General features: G+C 64.6%; 13 protein-coding genes and 2 pseudogenes. 10 read left to right on the top strand and 5 right to left on the bottom strand.

Annotated elements, in window-relative coordinates:
- Nucleotides 1–82: 82 nt before the first annotated feature.
- Nucleotides 83–3,169 (top strand): annotated as a pseudogene (locus tag DY468_RS12170) (PAS domain S-box protein); the annotation flags it as partial.
- Here the strand turns inward: DY468_RS12170 and DY468_RS25000 are convergent.
- Nucleotides 3,104–3,283: pseudogene (locus tag DY468_RS25000) on the bottom strand (hypothetical protein); the annotation flags it as partial. The pseudogenes DY468_RS12170 and DY468_RS25000 sit on opposite strands and share 66 nt — an antisense overlap.
- A gap of 220 nt (nt 3,284–3,503) precedes the next feature.
- Between DY468_RS25000 and DY468_RS12175 the strand changes: the two are divergent.
- From DY468_RS12175 to cbbX, 3 genes are all read left to right on the top strand, one after another.
- Nucleotides 3,504–4,961, top strand: a complete 1,458-nt coding sequence (locus DY468_RS12175; RefSeq protein WP_164605069.1) for a form I ribulose bisphosphate carboxylase large subunit — start codon at nt 3,504–3,506, stop codon at nt 4,959–4,961.
- 150 nt (nt 4,962–5,111) lie between these two features.
- On the top strand, nt 5,112–5,534 hold the full coding sequence (locus tag DY468_RS12180; RefSeq protein WP_013503624.1) for a ribulose bisphosphate carboxylase small subunit: 423 nt from the start codon (nt 5,112–5,114) through the stop codon (nt 5,532–5,534).
- Between the two features lie 2 nt (nt 5,535–5,536).
- Complete coding sequence (gene cbbX, locus DY468_RS12185; RefSeq protein ID WP_164605070.1) at nt 5,537–6,463, top strand: CbbX protein; 927 nt, start codon at nt 5,537–5,539, stop codon at nt 6,461–6,463.
- 57 nt (nt 6,464–6,520) lie between these two features.
- Here cbbX and DY468_RS12190 read toward each other — a convergent pair whose 3' ends face one another.
- A complete protein-coding gene (locus DY468_RS12190) occupies nt 6,521–7,495 on the bottom strand; it encodes a LysR family transcriptional regulator (protein WP_164605084.1) in 975 nt (324 codons plus the stop codon).
- A gap of 136 nt (nt 7,496–7,631) precedes the next feature.
- On the opposite strand from DY468_RS12190, the gene DY468_RS12195 reads away from it, so the two are divergent.
- The 5 genes from DY468_RS12195 to DY468_RS12215 all read left to right on the top strand — a co-directional run bounded on the left by DY468_RS12195 (nt 7,632) and on the right by DY468_RS12215 (nt 13,510).
- Nucleotides 7,632–8,681, top strand: a complete 1,050-nt coding sequence (locus tag DY468_RS12195) for a carbon-nitrogen hydrolase family protein (protein ID WP_164605071.1) — start codon at nt 7,632–7,634, stop codon at nt 8,679–8,681.
- Between the two features lie 75 nt (nt 8,682–8,756).
- Entirely contained in the window at nt 8,757–10,073 is a 1,317-nt protein-coding gene (locus tag DY468_RS12200; protein WP_164605072.1) for an ABC transporter substrate-binding protein, read from the top strand.
- An 8-nt stretch (nt 10,074–10,081) separates the two neighbouring features.
- Nucleotides 10,082–10,957, top strand: coding sequence for a branched-chain amino acid ABC transporter permease (locus DY468_RS12205; RefSeq protein WP_164605073.1), 876 nt, complete (start codon nt 10,082–10,084; stop codon nt 10,955–10,957).
- Entirely contained in the window at nt 10,954–12,819 is a 1,866-nt protein-coding gene (locus tag DY468_RS12210) for a branched-chain amino acid ABC transporter ATP-binding protein/permease (RefSeq protein WP_164605074.1), read from the top strand. The genes DY468_RS12205 and DY468_RS12210 overlap by 4 nt, the downstream gene beginning before the upstream one ends.
- Entirely contained in the window at nt 12,806–13,510 is a 705-nt protein-coding gene (locus DY468_RS12215; protein ID WP_164605075.1) for an ABC transporter ATP-binding protein, read from the top strand. Before DY468_RS12210 ends, DY468_RS12215 begins: the two co-directional genes overlap by 14 nt.
- Nucleotides 13,511–13,559: 49 nt before the next feature.
- Here DY468_RS12215 and DY468_RS12220 read toward each other — a convergent pair whose 3' ends face one another.
- From DY468_RS12220 to DY468_RS12230, 3 genes are all read right to left on the bottom strand, one after another.
- Nucleotides 13,560–14,342, bottom strand: a complete 783-nt coding sequence (locus DY468_RS12220; RefSeq protein ID WP_164605076.1) for an alpha/beta fold hydrolase — start codon at nt 14,340–14,342, stop codon at nt 13,560–13,562.
- A gap of 3 nt (nt 14,343–14,345) precedes the next feature.
- Complete coding sequence (locus DY468_RS12225; RefSeq protein WP_164605077.1) at nt 14,346–15,641, bottom strand: O-acetylhomoserine aminocarboxypropyltransferase; 1,296 nt, start codon at nt 15,639–15,641, stop codon at nt 14,346–14,348.
- A gap of 159 nt (nt 15,642–15,800) precedes the next feature.
- A complete protein-coding gene (locus DY468_RS12230) occupies nt 15,801–17,918 on the bottom strand; it encodes a S9 family peptidase (RefSeq protein ID WP_164605078.1) in 2,118 nt (705 codons plus the stop codon).
- A 131-nt stretch (nt 17,919–18,049) separates the two neighbouring features.
- On the opposite strand from DY468_RS12230, the gene DY468_RS12235 reads away from it, so the two are divergent.
- On the top strand, nt 18,050–18,925 hold the full coding sequence (locus DY468_RS12235) for a dihydrodipicolinate synthase family protein (RefSeq protein WP_164605079.1): 876 nt from the start codon (nt 18,050–18,052) through the stop codon (nt 18,923–18,925).
- Nucleotides 18,926–18,931 lie beyond the last annotated feature (6 nt).

Here is an 18,931-nt window from a genome sequence, read left to right on the forward strand (position 1 = left end):
TGCGGCGCAGCGGTTGGTCGGGCAGTTGGAGAAGCGGCTGGCGACGTTTCAGTATGGGTTGCGAGGCGTCCGCGGTGCGGTGATGGCGGCCGGCGGGGAGCGGGTCACGCTCGAACAGTATCGCATCTACACCCAGACACGGGACATCGAGACCGAGTTCGTCGGTGCGCGCGGATTCGGATTCATCCGACTCGTTCAACCCGGCGCCATCGACGCGTTCGTCGCGCGAGCTCGGGAGGAAGGGCGCCCCAACTTCAACATTCGTCAGTTCACCCCGCATCAGGGACCGCGTTATGTGATCGACTATGTCGAGCCGATCGAACGAAACCGGGAGGCGGTCGGCCTCGATATCGCGTCGGAAGCGAACCGGAAGACCGCGGCCGACGTCGCAGCGGCGGACGGCAAGGCGACGATCACGGCGCCGATCACGCTGGTGCAGACGGCCGGCAAGACCCGTTATGGATTCCTGATCCTGCTGCCGGTGTATCGTGCGGGGGCGTCGATCCAGACCGAGCAGGAGCGGCTCGAGGCTTTGATCGGGTGGTCGTACACGGTGATCAACATCGATGACATTCTGGCGGGAGCCGACACGCAGAACGGCGAGTTCGGGTACTCGCTGTCGGATCTGGGAGATCGGCCGTTCTACTCGATCGGGCAGCTGCCGGAGCGCGCGTCGTCGCTGCCGGCCCGGTCGATCGCGATTCCGATGTACGGCCGGACCTGGCGCCTCGAGCTGTGGGCGCTGCCGTCGTTCGAGCGGTCACTCAATCTCACTCGGCCTCTGACGACGTTTTCCATTACGTTCACGATCGGCGTGCTGCTGACGGCGTTGATCGCCTTGCTGATGTTTTCGCGGGCGCGTCGCCGTGAGCAGCGGACCGAGCAGGCGAGGCTCGCGGCGATCGTCGAAGGTTCGAACCAGGCGATCGTGGCCAAGACCGTCGACGGCATCGTGATCAACTGGAATAAGGCCGCGGAACGGTTGTTCGGCTACACCGCCGAGCAGGCAATCGGAAAAATGGCCAGCGAGTTGATCGTTCCGGAGCAATACCGTCAGCAAGAACGCGAGATGTTGGCCGGCGTGCGTGACGGCAAGCCAATCCTTTATCTGCGGACGATGCGAAAGAAGAAGAACGGCGAACTCGTCGAAGTCGCCGTCAGCGTTTCGCCGATCCGCTCCGAGCGCGGCTCCCTGATCGGCATCGCCACCGCCGCCCGCGACATTACCGATTTGGTGAACGCCGAAAACGAGATCCGCGTTCTGAATGCGTCGCTGGAACGTCAGGTCGCCGAGCGCACCGCGCAGCTCAAGAAGACGATGACGCTGCAGACCGCGATTCTGGAACGCGCAGCCTATTCGGTGATCGCGACCGACCCGGACGGCAAGATTTCGCTGTTCAATCCGGCCGCCGAGCGGTTGCTCGGCTACAAGGCGTCCGAGCTGATCGGCCGCGAGACGCCGGCGTTGTTCCACGATCCCGAGGAGATCGCGGTGCGCGCCGCCCAGCTGCGGCGGGAAGGCATCAATCCCAAGCCCGGCCTGGGTGCGGTGCGAGCGCGGCTGTCCTGCGAGGATCCTTACACTTCGGTCTGGACCTACATCGCCCGCGATGGGCGGCGGATTCCGACGCAGCTCACTCTCAGCCGGCTGCTGTCGGAGGACGGCAGCGACCTCGGCATTCTGGGGATCGCGGTCGACCTCACCGATCAGCTCAAATACGAGGACGAACTCAAGGCTGCGCGTACCAGCGCCGAGAAGGCCAGTGCCGCCAAGGCGGACTTTCTCGCCAATATGAGCCACGAGATCCGCACGCCGCTCAACGGCATTATCGGCTACGCCGACTTGGTTCTGGAGGACGAGGCACTGGCGCCGACGACGCGTCGGCAGGTCGAGCGGATCTTCCAGGCCAGCGACTCGCTGCGCGTCATCATCGACGACATTCTCGACTTCTCGAAAATCGAGGCGATGGGCGTCCAGCTCGAAAGCAAGCCGCTGTATGTGCACGAACTGATCGACAATTGCATGTCGATCACCCAGCCGCGGGCCGAAGAGAAAGGGCTCGAGCTGAGGGTCGACGCGCTCGATGTCCCTCAAATTCTGATGGGCGACAGCGCGCGGCTGCGCCAGGTGCTGCTCAACCTGTTGAACAATGCGGTCAAGTTCACCGCCGCCGGCTCGGTCGATCTGGTCTTCGCCTGCCTGTTTCGCGCCGAGGATCGCGCGCGGCTCCGCATCGCCGTCACGGACACCGGGATCGGCATCTCGGCTCAGGACCAGAAGGGGTTGTTCAAGCGGTTCAGCCAGGCCGACGAGACGATCTCGCGCAAATTCGGCGGCACCGGCCTGGGTCTGGTGATTTCGCAGCGCATTGTCCAGGCGATGGGCGGCGAGATGAAAATCGACAGCGAGCCGGGCAGGGGAAGCACGTTCCATTTCGAGATCGAGCTGCCGATCGCCGCCGAGATCGACATCGAGAAGAGCGAAGCGCCGGTGGATGTCGGGCGGCCTCTGAAAATTCTCGTGGTCGACGATGTCGAGATGAACCGCGACTTGTGCAAGACCATGCTGACCCGTGCAGGTCACGACGTCGATCTCGCGGAAAGCGGTGCGATGGCGATTACCATGACGGCCGGCGGACGTTGCTACGATCTGATCCTGATGGATATTCAGATGGGCGAGATCGACGGGATGGAAGCGTCGCGTCGCATCCGAGCGCTGAAGAGCGGCTGTAACAACGTGCCGATTGTCGCGCTGACCGCGAACGTGCTGCCCGAGCAGGTCAAGCGCTATCGGGCGGCCGGAATGGACGGCCACATCGGCAAACCGATCAATCGCGCCGAACTCCTCGCCGCGGTGGCGAGATGGGGCGATGCCGGCGCGCGGGAGCGTCCCTCCGATCCGCTGCCTGCCGCGGCAGCGCCGGCCGTGGTACGCGATCCGTCCGTGCTGGAAGAATTGCGGATGTTCGCGAGCGACGAGGATATTGCCGGATTCACCTGGCAATTGCGTGAGGCGATCGACAGCATCCCGCCCCGATGGCCGCCGGAACTCGGCATCACCGGCGAAGGCGAAGACCCGCGCGAAGCGCTCGGCAGGCTCGCGCACAAGACGGTCTCGCTCGCCGGCCAGCTCGGCTTCTCCCGGCTCGCCGAAGCGTGCCGGCGGATGGAGCAGGCCTGCCTGGAGGATGTCAGCGTGCCCGAAGCATTCGATGCGCTGCATCGTGCGATCGGCGAAGCCGTGCCCGAGATCGCGGCGCTGAACGAGGCGGCCTGAAACGCCGACGCCGGGCGCGCCGACGGCGAGTGTATTTCAGATCATAACAAAAACTATTGCGGTATCGAAGATATTAAAATTTCTCTTATTTTGTCGCGTGTGATCAATTCGGTCCGCAACGCATTCGCGACGCCGATCGAACCGGGCCGCTCCCCGCGCCTCGACCTCGATAACGGCGTCGACCGTTTCGGCCGACCGGCCGTTCACGACACCCGAGGAGGACGCGATGAACGAAGCAGTCACTATCCGTGGCAAGGACCGCTACAAGTCCGGCGTGATGGAATACAAGAAGATGGGCTATTGGGAGCCCGACTACGAGCCGAAGGACACCGACGTCATCGCGCTGTTCCGCGTCACCCCGCAGGACGGCGTCGATCCGATCGAAGCGTCCGCGGCGGTCGCCGGTGAATCGTCCACCGCGACCTGGACGGTGGTGTGGACCGACCGCCTGACCGCGGCCGAGAAGTATCGCGCCAAGTGCTACCGGGTCGATCCGGTGCCGAATTCTCCCGGCCAGTACTTCGCCTACATCGCTTACGATCTCGATCTGTTCGAGGCTGGTTCGATCGCCAACCTGACCGCCTCGATCATCGGCAACGTGTTCGGCTTCAAGCCGCTGAAGGCGCTGCGGCTCGAGGATATGCGGCTGCCGATCGCCTATGTGAAGACCTTCCAGGGCCCTGCGACCGGCATCGTGGTCGAGCGCGAGCGCATGGACAAGTTCGGCCGGCCGCTTCTCGGGGCCACCGTCAAGCCGAAGCTCGGCCTGTCGGGCCGCAACTACGGCCGCGTGGTGTACGAGGCGCTGAAGGGCGGTCTCGACTTCACCAAGGACGACGAGAACATCAACTCGCAGCCGTTCATGCATTGGCGCGAGCGCTTCCTGTACTGCATGGAGGCGGTCAACAAGGCGCAGGCGCAGACCGGCGAGATCAAGGGCACCTACCTCAACGTCACCGCGGCGACGATGGAGGACATGTACGAGCGCGCTGAATACGCCAAGGAGCTCGGCTCGATCATCGTGATGATCGACCTCGTGATCGGCTACACCGCGATCCAGTCGATGGCCAAGTGGGCGCGCAAGAACGACATGATCCTGCATCTGCATCGTGCCGGTCACTCGACCTACACGCGGCAGCGCAATCACGGCGTGTCGTTCCGCGTCATCGCCAAGTGGATGCGGCTCGCCGGCGTCGATCACATCCATGCCGGCACCGTGGTCGGCAAGCTGGAGGGCGATCCGGCGACCACCAAGGGCTACTACGACATCTGCCGCGAGGACTTCAACCCGATGGCGCTGGAGAACGGCCTGTTCTTCGACCAGCATTGGGCCAGCCTCAACAAGCTGATGCCGGTGGCGTCGGGCGGCATCCACGCCGGCCAGATGCACCAGTTGCTCCATCTGCTCGGCGAAGACGTCGTGCTGCAGTTCGGCGGCGGCACCATCGGCCACCCGATGGGCATCGCAGCCGGTGCCACCGCCAACCGCGTCGCGCTGGAAGCCATGATCCTCGCCCGCAACGAGGGCCGCGACTATCTGCACGAAGGTCCGGAAATCCTCGCCAAGGCGGCGCAGACCTGTACGCCGCTGAAGGCCGCGCTCGACACCTGGAAGAACGTGACCTTCAACTACGAATCCACCGACACCCCCGACTACGCGCCAACCCCGTCGGTCTCGGTCTAACAACCTCAACCCGGCCGATAGGCCTTGACCCGTCATTGCGATGAGCGAAGCGACGAAGCAATCCAGAAGCCCGGTGCACTGCGCTGGATTGCTTCGCTTTGCTCGCAATGACGCGACACTCGATTTGCGCCAACCAAGGAGCAATTTCCAATGCGACTGACCCAAGGCTGTTTCTCGTTCCTGCCCGATCTCACCGACGAGCAGATCGCCGCCCAGGTGCAATACGCGCTGTCCAAGGGCTGGGCGGTGAACCTCGAATTCACCGACGATCCGCATCCCCGCAACACCTATTGGGAGATGTGGGGCTTGCCGATGTTCGATCTGCAGGACGCCGCTGGCGTGATGATGGAACTGAACGAATGCCGCAAGATCTACGGCGACCGCTACATCCGGCTGTCGGCGTTCGACTCCTCGCATGGCTGGGAATCGGTGCGGCTGTCGTTCATCGTCAACCGTCCGAAGGACGAGCCCGGCTTCCGGCTCGACCGTCAGGAGTCCGACGGCCGCAACATGCGGTACACCACGCGCGCCTATTCGGCCGACAAGCCTGAAGGCCGCCGCTACGGAGGCTGATCGTGGACGCGACAGCAACGACACCCAATGGAGACGACGCGCCGCCCGCGCGCGTCGATCTCCGCGCCGAGTTCAACGAGGTGGGCATCGGCGAGGTGCTGGATCAGCTCGATCGCGAGCTGGTCGGGCTCAAGCCGGTCAAGACCCGCATCCGCGAGATCGCGGCGCTTCTGCTGGTCGAACGCCTGCGCAAGCGGATGGGGCTCGCCACCGGCAACCCGACGCTGCACATGTCGTTCACCGGCAATCCCGGCACCGGCAAGACCACGGTGGCGCTGCGCATCGCCTCGATCCTGCACAAGCTCGGCTTCGTGCGCCGCGGCCACGTCGTCTCGGTGACCCGCGACGAACTGGTCGGCCAATATATCGGCCACACCGCGCCCAAGACCAAGGAAGTGCTGAAGAAGGCGATGGGCGGCGTGCTGTTCATCGATGAGGCCTACTATCTGTATCGCCCGGAGAACGAGCGCGACTACGGCCAGGAAGCGATCGAGATCCTGCTCCAGGTGATGGAGAACCAGCGCGACGATCTGGTGGTGATCCTGGCCGGCTATGCCGACCGGATGGAGAAGTTCTTCCAGAGCAATCCCGGCTTCCGCTCGCGGATCGCCCACCATATCGACTTCCCGGACTACACCGACGGCGAACTGCTGACGATCGCCGAAGGCATGCTGAACGAGCAGAACTATCACTTCGCCCCCGAAGCGAAGGCCGCGTTCGAGCGCTACATCGGCATCCGCAAGACCCAGCCGCTGTTCGCCAACGCCCGCTCGATCCGCAACGCCCTCGACCGCATCCGCCTCCGCCAGGCCAACCGCCTGATCGCCGACCTCGACCGCTCGCTGACCGCCGAGGACATCATGACGATCGAAGCGGGCGACGTCCTGGCGAGCCGGGTGTTCGGAAAGGAAGACGGACGCGACCGGTGATCATCGGTCGCGTCACGTCACGCCGATGCTCGTCATGGTCCCGCGGACGCATCCCGTTCAATGGCTGCGGACCGCGGAGACCGCCGTCTCGGTGTCGAGCAGCGCATTCAACAGCTTCTTCCCCGAGGTATCGACCTGCATCATCTGATCGGCCTTGAAAGTCGCCCTCAGGAAGCTCGACACTGCGCGGATGCGCGGCACGAATTGCAGGTCGGTATGCACGTTGATCCACAATTCGCGCGACGTCGACATCCGATCGTGGAGAACTGGTATCAGGTCGCAGCGGCCCTTGGCGGCGAAGCTCGGCAACAGCACCAGCCCGAGGCCGCCAGCGGCGGCGTTCATCTGCGCGATCATACTGTTGGAATGAAAACTCACCACGGGGTTCTTGATGACGTCGTCGAGCCAGCGCACCGAATCGAGCTGGATGAGGTCGTCGATATAGGTGATGAAACGGTGTCGCTTGAGATCTGCGGCAGAGCGGGGCAAGCCGTTCTGCGCGATGTAGTCCTCTGATGCGTACAGGCCGAGCTCGAAGCAACCGATGCGTTCGGAGACCATGCCCTGGCCGCGGGGTTGAAAGAAGCTGAGGAAGAGGTCGGCTTCGCGGCGGTTGACCGAGACGGCTTGCGGCGACGTCAACAACTCCACGATCAGATTTGGATGTTGGCGGTGCAGCCGCGAGAATTGAGCGGCCAGATACAGCGACGCGATCCCTTCCATTGTCGCCAGCCGGACGCGGCCCGCCGTTCGGCCACCGCTGCATTGCACGTCCTCGCGCATCGCGATCACGGCGCTCTCGATCCGCTCGGCATGGCAGAGCAGTCGGTCGCCGAGCTCGGTGACGCGTAGTCCTGAGGGAAGCCGCTCGAACAGTGCGATCCCGAGCGTGCTTTCGAGATGGGCGATTTTCCGACTGATGGTGGATTGGTCGACCTTCAGTCGTCGCGCCGCGCTGCCCAGGCTGCCGCCGCGGGCCGCATGCAGGAACACTTTCAGGTCGTCCCAGTCGAGTGAATTGAACTCTGTCATGGCTTCGTACCGGCAAAAGCTGTGCCAATCGGAGCCGGGGAGGCGAAGTGTCGCCGACTGCAAGCCGGGTTGCAGGATTGCCTCTACCCATCGTCCGCGGAGGCGACCTAGCCTGCTCGAAACCAAGGACGACAACATGCTTCCTCACTTCAAAGCCGCTGCGATACACGCCGCGCCTGTATTCCTCGACAAGGCTGCGACTACAAAAAAGGCGATCTCGCTCATCCGTGAGGCAGTCGCCGCGGGTGCGGAGCTGGTTGCATTTCCGGAGACTTACATCCCGGCGTTTCCGGTTTGGGCGGCTTTGTGGGCGCCGATCGACAACCACGATCTGTTCGTGCGGATGGCGGATCAGTCGGTGCTGATCGATGGTCCCGAGGTGAAAGCGATCCGGGACGAGGCGCGGCGGCTCGGCGTCGTGGTGTCGATCGGTATCAGCGAGAAATCGCCGGCCAGTGTGGGGGGCATCTGGAACTCCAATCTACTGATCGGCGAGGACGGCGAGATCCTCAACCATCACCGTAAGCTGGTTCCGACCTTCTACGAGAAGCTGATCTGGAGCGCCGGTGACGGCGCGGGTCTCCGCGTCGTCGACACGCGGCTCGGCAAGATCGGTCAACTGATCTGCGGCGAAAACACCAATCCGCTGGCGCGCTATGCATTGATGGCGCAAGGCGAACAATTTCATATCTCGAGCTGGCCACCGGTCTGGCCGACCCGGCGTCCGGCCGAAGGCGGCAATTATCACATCGCGGCGGCGACCCGGATTCGCGCCAGCGCGCATTGCTTCGAAGCGAAAGTTTTTGGTCTCGTCACGTCCGGCGTGCTCGACAAGGCCGCGCGCGACATGCTGGTGGCGCGCGATCCGTCGGCCGCAGCCGTGCTCGACGGCACGCCGCGCGCGGCGACATTCTTCTTGGATCCGACAGGCGAGCAGATCGGTGAAGCGCTGTGCGAGGACGAGGGCATTCTGTATGCCGACATCGATCTCAACCGATGCGTCGAGCCCAAACAATTTCACGACGTGGTCGGTTACTACAACCGGTTCGACGTTTTCGCCGTCAGCATCAGCCGCCGCCGGCTGACGCCGGCAACGTTCATCGATGATCTGCCGCTCCCCGCAGCCGGGGATGATGCGGACGACAAGCTCGGGCGCGCGCCGAACGCTGTGCCCGCGGGGCTTTAACTTCGCCGGGGGCGTTTCCCCAAACCGCAGTTCACTGCCGATGGTGGCGGTGATTCAACTCGTAGAGGTGGTGATATGCAGTTTGACCGTCGGCAGCTTTTGCTCGGAGGAGTCGGCGCCGCAGCCGGGCTCGCGCTTCCTGGAAGTGCATTTGCGCAATCGCCGGCGGCGATCGGGACCTTTCCGGCAGGTGTTTCGGCCGACTCGGTGTTCGTAGGCCTGACCATTCCGCTCACCGGGGTTTTCTCGGGCGATGGCGGCGATCTCAAGCTCGGCTATGAGTTGGCGATCGCGCAGATCAACGCCGGTAGCGAGATCGCGCAGCAATGGGGACTCAAGGGCAAGGGTGTGCTGGGCCGGCAGATTCGCCACAAGATCTCGGACACCGAGGGCAAGCCGAACCTCGACGTGCAGAGCGCGACGCAGTTCATCCAGCGCGACAAGGCCATCATGGTGTCGGGCTCGGTGTCCAGCTCGAGCGCGATCGCGCTGGAAGAGCTCGGCTCGCGTGAGAAGGTATTGTACATGGTCGGCATCGCCGGCTCCAACGACATCACCGGAAAGAACTGTCAGCGCTACGGATTCCGCTCGCAGCAGAACGCCTATATGGCGGCCAAGGGCCTCGCTCCGGTGGTGGCGAAGGCGCTCGGCAAGAATATCAAAATGGCCTTCCTGGTGCCCGACTACACCTACGGCCACAGCGTGTATGACAGCTTCGCCAAGTTCGCGACCGAGCAGGGCTGGAAGCAGGTGGCCAAGGAAGTGGTGCCGCTCGGGACCACAGACTACTCTTCGGCGTTGCTCAACATCGCCAACAGCGGCGCCGATGTGTTCGTCAACATCGCCTTCGGTGCCGACTCCGTCGCCTCGACCAAGCAGGCCGAGCAGTTCGGGGTGCTCAAGCGGATGAAGCTCGTCGTGCCCAATCTGTCGTCATTCCAGGACAAGGAGCTCGGCGCCGAGTTGATGCAGGGGGTCTACGGCAGCTGCGATTTCTGGTTTGGTCTGCAGGACAAGTTCCCGCTCGCTAAGACGTTCGTCGACAGCTTCGTGGCGCAGAACAATTACCATCCGCGCTGGGGGGCACATATCGGCTACATGCAGACCTATCTGTGGGCGATGTCGGTCGAGCGTGCCAATACCTTCAATCCGGTGGACGTCATCAAGGTGATGGAGAATTCCAAAGCGGAGCCCTACGTCACGACGATCGGCAAAGTCTATTTCCGCGCCGAGGACCATCAGATGGTGCGCCCGATCCCGATTCTGCGCGGCAAGAAGCCGGCGGATATGAAGCACAAGGAAGACTTCTACGACATCGTCGAACTGGTCGACGGCGAGGATGTGATGAATCCGCCGGACCTGTTCGGCTGCAAGCTCGGCCCCTACACCTGAGGATCGTCATGCCGAGCTGGCCCGTTCTGATTTCGCAGGCCTTCAACGGCTTGGCACTCGGCTCACTTCTGGCACTTGTCAGCAGTGGGTTGACGATCATTCTCGGCACGCTCGGCGTGCTCAATTTTGCCCACGGCGCGCTGTTCGCCGTGGGCGCCTACACCGCCTTCGTGATGCTGCAATACACCTCGTCGTTCGTGCTGGCGATCGTGGTCGGCTGCGGCTTCATGCTGGTGCTCGGCTTCGTGCTGGAGCGCGTCATCATCCGCTATTTTTACGACCGGCCGCACGAAGACCAGATCCTCGTGACCTACGGCATCGGCATCGTGCTGGTGGAGTGCATCCGGGCCGGATTTGGCGGCAACGCCCAACGCGTGCCCGTGCCGTCCTGGGGGCAGGGCGCTACGCAGCTCGGCTTCCTGATCTACCCGACCTATCGGCTGCAACTGATCGCGATCATCGCCGGGTTGCTGCTCGCCCTCTATCTGGTGTTGTACCGCACCTCGATGGGCCTGGTCGTGCGTGCCGGGATCGAAAATCCGGTGATGGTCGGAATTCTCGGCATCAATGTCCGCCGTGCCTTCCTTCTGGTGTTCGCGATCGGCATTGTCGCGGTCGGCCTCGCCGGCATGCTGTATGCCCCCGTGGTCGCGGTGGCGCCGGATATGGGCGCGAACTTCATGGCGCAATCCTTCGTCGTGATCGTGCTCGGTGGTCTCGGCTCGTTCCCAGGCGCCATCGTCGGCGGCCTGATCGCGGGCGAGATCATCAGTCTCACCAGTGCGTTCAACTCCTCCTACTCGGAAGTGATGCTCTACGCGTTGATGGCGCTGTTGCTGGTACTGCGTCCGCAAGGGCTGTTCGGTACGGAAGGCCGGGCATGAAGCGGGCGATCAGATACGTTCCGGAAGGCCTCGTCCTGCTGACGCTGGTGCTCGCTCCTCTGGCGCTGAATCCGCTCGGGTTCTCGACCGACTTGCTGACGCGGGTGCTGAACTGGGGGCTGATCGGCCTCGGCTTTGATATCCTGTTCGGCCTGACAGGGCTGTTGTCGTTTGGCCAGGCGGCGTTCTACGGTGTCGGCGGCTTCGTGACGGCCTATCTGCTGGTGTCCGGTGCTGTAGGGAGCGTCTGGCTCGCGCTGCTTGCGGGGACGACGTCAGCCGGGGTCTTCGGTCTCGTGGTCGGCTGGTTCGCGGTCCGGCGGATCGGCATTTACTTCACGATGATCACGCTGGCGTTCGGCCAGATGGCCTATTTCATCGAGAATTCGCCGTTGTCGGATTACACCGGTGGCGAGAACGGGATCCCCGGCGTGCCGGCACCGACACTCGGCTTCGGCGCCGATGCGTTCCGGATCAGCGCCGGATTGCCGATGTACGTGCTGTTCGCGGTGATTTTCTTTTTAGGCTACGTGCTGGCAAGGCGCATCGTGCGCTCCCCGGTGGGCGCCATTCTGCTGGCCATCAAGGAGAACACCGGACGCGTCGCGATGCTCGGCCACGACGTGCGCGCCTACAAGCTGACCGCGTTCGTCATCGCCGCACTATACGCCGGCCTCGCCGGGGGATTGCTCGGCTCGTTCCAGAGCTATATGCCGCCCGACGCGTTCTCGCTCGAGACATCCGGACAATTGGTGGTGCAGACCATCGTCGGCGGTGCCGGCACCCTGATTGGACCGCTGGTCGGCGCAGCGGTGTGGCTGTGGCTGCGCGACAACCTGCAACTGATCCCCGGTCTTGCCATGCTTTGGAAGTTGGTGCTCGGCATCGCGTTCATCGTGCTGGTGATCGGGCTGCGCCGCGGTGTCTGCGGCGAGATCGTGCATTGGTGGAGCGAACGCCGCAATCAGGCCGCGCTGCGCGCCGCCGAGGCGCGAACCGAGGCAATCGAGGCGCACAACATCGATGCCGTGGCGGGCGAGGAGCTGAGGCGCAGGGATGTCGCTCTGTCGCTCGCCGAACCCGCGACCGGCGACGGAGAGGTCGCGCTCGAGGCGCGATCGCTGGCGCGATACTATGGCGGCCTGCGCGCGGTCGACGGCGTGTCCTTCAAGGTCCGCCGGGGATCGATCCATGCCGTGATCGGCCCGAACGGCGCCGGCAAGAGCACGCTGTTCAAAATGCTGCTCGACGAGATCAGTCCGTCGTCGGGCGAAGTGCTGCTGTTCGGCGAGAGGTTGACCGGAGTTGGCGTCAGCCGTGCGGCCCAGCGCGGCGTCGCCAAGAGCAATCAGCTCAATCAGTTGTTCCCCAACCTGTCGGTGCGCGACAACCTGCGGATCGCAGCCTTGGCGCGCGGCCGCGGCCCCTTGCGCTTCGATCTGCTGCGGCCGGCGGATAGTCTGCCGGACGTCGAAGCCCAGATCGCCGTCATCCTGGATCAGCTCGACCTCGTCGAGCGCGCCGATACGCCGGCGCATGTGCTGGCTTATGGCGAGAAGCGACGTCTCGAAATCGGCATGGCGCTGGCGACCAGTCCGAACGTCCTGCTACTCGACGAGCCGCTGGCCGGCATGAGTCCGGCGGAACGCGCTGCGACCTGCGCCTTCATTCGCGACATTGCGCGAGCCCGCACCGTCGTCATTGTCGAGCACGATCTGGACGCGATCTTCGGCCTCGCCGAGCGCATCACCGTGCTTTACGAGGGGCGCCTGCTGGCGGACGGCACGGCCGACGAGGTCCGCCGCGACCCGGCGGTCCAGGAGGCTTATCTCGGAGGGCTGCACGCGCATGAGCCTGCTTGAAGTCGACCGCATCAACACGCTGTACGGTGACTCCCATGTGCTGTTCGACCTGTCGATCCGGGTCGAGCAGGGCGAGGTGGTGGCCTTGCTGGGCCGCAACGGCGCCGGCAAGACGACCACCTTGCGTTCGATCATGGGCGTGCTGTCGCCACGGGACGGCGCCATCCGGCTGGACGGCAAGCCGATCGGCGGTTTGCCGCCGTCGGCGATTGCCGCCAAGGGCGTTCAGCTCGTCCCCGAAGAACGCGCCATCTTCGGCGGCCTTACGGTCGAGGAGAACTTGCGCATCGCGGCGCTTACTGCCCCGAAAGCCTGGACGTTCGATCGAATCTACGAGGTGTTTCCGCGGCTCAAGGAGCGGCGCAAATCGGCGGGACGCTCGCTGTCCGGGGGCGAGCAGCAGATGCTGGCGATCGCCCGCGCGTTGATCCGCGATGCGCGCATCATCCTGCTCGACGAGCCGTTCGAAGGTCTCGCGCCGTTGATCGTGCGCGACCTGGTCGCGGTCGCACGCGATCTTGCCGCGGAAGGACGGACCATGATCGTGGTCGAGCAGAATGTCGCTGCCGCGCTCAGCTTCGCCAACCGGGTCTACGGCCTCAACAACGGTCACGTCGTCTTCGAAGGCACCCCGGCCGATCTCACCGCCAACCCGGGCATGGCCCGCGACTTTCTCGGCGTCGCGTCCTGACGCGGGGCCGGTGCGGCGAGGCTTCGTCGCGCCGCACCGGCCGTCGCGATCAGTGTTGCAGCGCCTTCAGTACCTCGTCCGGGCGCTCGACCATCATCGTATGGCCGGCGCCTTTCAGGATCACGGTGCGTGAATCCGCAATCGCGGCGGCCAGCGTCTTGCCGTTCTTGGTCGGGGTCATCATGTCGCGTTCGCCGAGGATGAACAGTGTCGGCACGGTCACCTTCGCCGCAGCGGTCAGAGCGTCCTTGTAGTCGTTACACGCCGACAGATCGTTGAAGATCACGCCGGGCTTGTTGGCTTCAAGCACGCGCACCGATCCGCCGTGCATCCACAGGCCGGGAGCGAGGTTGCCGCCGACCTCCGCATCCGGGCCGAGGCCCCAGATCGTCATCATCGCAACTGCCGCGGGATCGTTGGCCTCGGCGGCTTTGAGCAGGTCGGGGCCGACCGCCATCGTCGAGGTGGTGCCGATCAGCGCCAGTGACGCCACCTTGGCCGGGTGCCGTGCGGCGGTCTCCAGCGCGATCAGCGAGCCCATCGAATGGCCGATCAGCTTGGCAGCTTGCGCGCCCGTGGCGTCGAGCAGCGCGGCGATCCAGTCGGCCATTTCGGCAATCGTCTTCAGCGGCTCGCCGCCGGAGCGGCCGTGGCCGGGCAGGTCCGGCGCCAGCACGGCGTAGTCGTGATGCGCGAACCAGCGTGTCTGCAGCGCCCAGACCGAACGATCGAAGCCGGCGCCGTGGATGAACACCGCGGCCGGCAGCGACGCATCGAACGGCTTACCGCCGGTGGCAACGAAGGTATCTGTTCCGTTGACCTTGATCTGCATGACTCAGCCTTTCTGCGAAACGCGCAGAGCCTGCGCCAGGTCAGCGATGATGTCGTCGGCGGTTTCGATACCGACCGACAGCCGGATCAGCTCCTCGCCGATGCCGGCGGCCTTCAGCTGCTCGGCGCTCATCTGCTGATGCGTGGTCGAAGCCGGATGGATCACCAGCGTCTTGGCGTCGCCGACATTGGCGAGATGGCTGGTCAGCCGCAGCGCTTCGATGAACTTGCGCCCGGCGGCGCGGCCGCCCTTGATACCGAACGAAATGATCGAACCGGCGCCGTTCGGCAGCAGCGTCTTGGCCAGTTCGTAGTCCGGGTGGTGTTCCAGCGTCGGATGCAGCACCCAATCGACCGCCTTGTTGGCCTGGAGGAAGTCGAGCACCGCTTTGGTATTTGCGACGTGCCGATCCATCCGCACCGGCAGCGTCTCGATGCCCTGCAGCAGCTGGAAGGCGTTGGTCGGCGAAAGACACGCGCCGAAGTCGCGAAGACCTTCCATTCGCGCGCGGATGACGAAGGCGGGCGGGCCGAATTGCTCGTCGAAGACGACGTCGTGATACCCGGCATAGGGCTCGGTCAACGTCGGGAATTTGCCGGAGCCGCGCCAGTCGAACCGGCCGCCGTCGACCAGCACGCCGCCGATCGCGATGCCGTGGCCGCCGAGCCATTTGGTTGCCGAATGCATCACGATGTCGGCGCCGAGCTCGATCGGCTTGCTCAGGTAAGGGGTCGCGAAGGTGTTGTCGATCAAGAGCGGGATCTTCGCCGCGTGAGCGATCGCCGCGACCTTCGGGATGTCGAGCACTTCGAGGCCCGGATTGCCGATGGTCTCGCCGATCATCAGCCGGGTGTTCGGCTGGATCGCCGCCGCGAGGCCGGCGTGGTCGCGCGGCGCCACGAAACTGGTGGTGATGCCAAACCGCGGCAGCGTGTGCGCCAAGAGGTTGATCGTGCCGCCGTACAGCGAGGATGACGCGACGATGTGATCGCCGGCATTCAGCAGCGTGGCGATCGCCAGATGCAGCGCCGCCATGCCGCTCGCGGTTGCGACCGCGCCGACGCCGTTCTCCAGCGCGGCGATCCGCTCTTCCAGCACCGCGATCGTCGGGTTGGAAATTCGCGTGTAGAGGTGGCCGGGCCGCTCCATGTTGAACAGCGCCGCGGCGTGGTCGGTGTCCTGAAACACGTAGGACGTCGTCTGATAGATCGGCACCGCGCGCGAGCCGGTCAGCGGATCGGGATGCTGCCCGGCATGCAGGCTGAGGGTTTCAAATCCGGGCGGTTTGGGTGCGGCCATGATGTGCTCGGGTTGTTTCCTGATGAATTGTTAGTTGGTCTCCGTCATTGCGAGGAGCGGAGCGACGAAGCAATCCAGGCTCAGTGCTCGGCGCTTCTGGATTGCTTCGCTTCGCTCGCAATGACGGGGAGAGGTTGTCTAAATGGCTTTATGCCACGCTCACGCCGCGGCGTCAGCCAAGCCGACCGCCCACAGCGCAAAGGCGTAGACGATGGCGATCTCGTCGAGGCGGCTGAAGCGGCCGGAGGCGCCGCCGTGGCCGGCGCCCATGTTGATGCGCAGCAGCACCGGGCCGCCGCCGGTCATGGTGGCGCGCAGCCGCGCGACCCATTTGGCGGGCTCCCAATAGGTGACGCGCGGGTCGGTGAGACCGCCCATCGCCAGGATCGCCGGATACTCCTTAGGCGCGACGTTATCGTAGGGCGAATACGACAGGATGGTCTTGAAGTCGGCTTCGCTCGCAATCGGATTGCCCCACTCCGGCCACTCGGGAGGCGTTAGCGGCAGGGTGTCATCGAGCATCGTGTTGAGCACGTCGACGAACGGCACCTCGGCGACGATGCCGGCGAACAGCTCACCGGCGCGATTGGCGACCGCGCCCATCAGCATGCCGCCGGCGCTGCCGCCGTGGGCGACGATGCGCTTGGGCGAGGTGTAGTTCGCTGCAATCAGGGCGCGGGCGCTGGCGGCGAAATCGTCGAACGAATTGGTCTTCTTCTCGCGCTTGCCGTCGAGATACCAGCCCCAGCCCTTGTCGGCGCCGCCGCGAATATGGGCGATCGCATAGACGAAGCCGCGGTCGACCAGCGACAGCGCATTGGCCGAAAAGCCGGCGCCCATCGCGTGGCCGTAGGAACCATAGCCATACAGCAGCAGCGGCGCCTCGCCGTCGAGCTTGAGGCCGGCCCGATGCAGGATCGACACCGGCACCTCGGCGCCGTCGTCCGCCTTCGCCATGATCCGGGTGGTGACGTAGTCGGCCGGATTGTGCCCGGAGGGAATCTCCTGGCGTTTGCGCAAGCTCCGCTGCCGCGTCGCCATGTCGTAGTCGTAGACTTCCGACGGCGTGGTCATCGACGAATACGAGAACCGCAGGTTCGTGGTGTCGAACTCGTAGCCGCCGATGGTGCCGAGCGAATACGCGGTCTCGGCGAACGCGATGGCGTGCTCATCGCCGGTCTTCAGGTCGCGGATGGTGATCGACGGCAGCGCATTGGCGCGCTCCAGCCGGATCAGGTGGCCGGTGGTGAGATCGAAATCGATCACATAGATGCCGGCGCGGTGCGGGATCAAATCGCGCCAATTGTCTCGGGTCGGCTCAGCCAGCGGCGCGGTAACGATCTTGAAGTCGATCGCGCCGTCGGCATTGGTGAGGATGAACAGTTCGTCGCCGCGGTCGCCGAGCGAATACTGCACGCCGAGTTCGCGCTTGGCGACCAGACGCGGCGGCGCGGTCGGATCGGAGACGTCGATCAGCCGCTGCTCGGAGGTCTCGTGATCGCCGCCGGCGATGACGCAGAACCGGCCGCTGGTGCTTTCGTGGATGTGGGTGAACCAGCCGGAGTCCGACTCTTCGTAGATCAGAAGATCGTCGGCCTGCTTCGTGCCGAGCTTGTGCAGCCAAACCTGCATCGGGCGGTGGTTGTCGTCGAGCTTGACGTAGAAGAACGCGCTCGAATCCGCGGTCCACACCAGGCCGCCGTCGGTCTCCTCGACCACGTCGGCCAGGTCCTGCTTGGTCGCCCAGTCGCGGACGCGGATGGTGTAGTATTCGGAGCCCTTGGTGTCGGCGCTCCAGCCTTCGAGTCTATGATCGAGCGAATGCCGGCGGTCGCCGAACTGGAAGTAGTCGTGGCCCTTGGCGAGCTCGTCGCCGTCGAGGATGATGTCGATCTCGCCGCTGCCGTCGCGCGCGACGCGGCCGTACAGCGGATGCTGGCCGCCCTCGCGATATTTGCGCAAGTAAGCGTAAGGCCCATCCGGCGACGGGACGCTGGAATCGTCCTCCTTGATCCGGCCGCGCATCTCGGCGACCAGCTTCTTCTGCAAACTCGTGGTGTGGCCGAGCACGCTGTCGGTGTAGCCGTTCTCGGCCTCGAGATAGGTGCGGATGTCCGGATCGAGCAGCGACGGATCGCGCAGCACCTCCTGCCAGTTCGGATCCTTCAGCCAGGCATAGTCGTCGGTCAGCGTGATGCCGTGGGTGGTGAAGCTATGCGGACGGCGCGGCGCGACCGGCGGTTGCTGGTTGGCGGCGCGGGGCGGGGCAGAGGTCATCGGCAGGTCTCGTTCAGGGCAGGATCGGGCAAGCTTAGCACGTTTCCGCCTTGCGGCGCCGGGCGGATTGCGCTGGATAGGCAGGGGCACCGGTTCCGGTGGCCGGATGTGGACAAGTGACGGATTGGATGATGGCGGATTTTCACGGCGTATTCCCTTATCTGGTGTCTCCGGTCGATGCGGAGGGTCGCGTTCGCGCCGATGTGATGGGCCGGCTGTGCGACGATCTGATCCAGGCCGGTGTGCACGGGCTGACGCCGCTCGGCTCGACCGGGGAATTCGCCTATCTCGGCACCGCGCAGCGCGAGGCGGTGGTGCGGGCGACGATCGAGGCCGCGCAACGCCGCGTGCCGGTGGTGGCCGGCGTCGCCTCGACCTCGGTGGCGGATGCGGTGGCGCAGGCCAGATTGTACGAGAAGCTCGGCGCCGACGGCATCCTGGCGATTCTCGAAGCGTATTTCCCGCTCAAGGATGCGCAGATCGAAAGCTATTTCCGCGCCATCGCGGATGCTGTCGAGATCCCGGTGGTGATCTACACCAACCCGCAATTCCAGCGCTCGGATCTGACGCTCGACGTGATCGCGCGGCTCGCCGAGCATCCGCGGATTCGCTACATCAAGGACGCCTCGACCAATACCGGGCGGCTGTTGTCGATCATCAACCGCTGCGGCGACGCGTTGCAGGTGTTTTCGGCCTCGGCGCATATTCCTGCCGCGGTGATGCTGATCGGCGGCGTCGGCTGGATGGCGGGCCCTGCCTGCATTGCGCCGCGCCAGAGCGTTCAGCTGTACGAGCTGTGCAAGGCGCAGCGCTGGGACGAGGCCTTGAAGCTGCAGCGCAAGCTGTGGCGCGTCAACGAAGCCTTCGCCAAATTCAACCTCGCCGCCTGCATCAAGGCCGGCCTGGCGCTGCAAGGCTACGACGTCGGCGACCCCATCCCGCCGCAAGCCGCGCTGACGGCTGAGGAGCGGAAAGCGGTGGAGAAGGTGCTGGCGGAGATCGCGTAAGTACGC

Source organism: Rhodopseudomonas sp. BR0M22, assembly GCF_010907035.1.
Lineage (GTDB): Bacteria > Pseudomonadota > Alphaproteobacteria > Rhizobiales > Xanthobacteraceae > Rhodopseudomonas.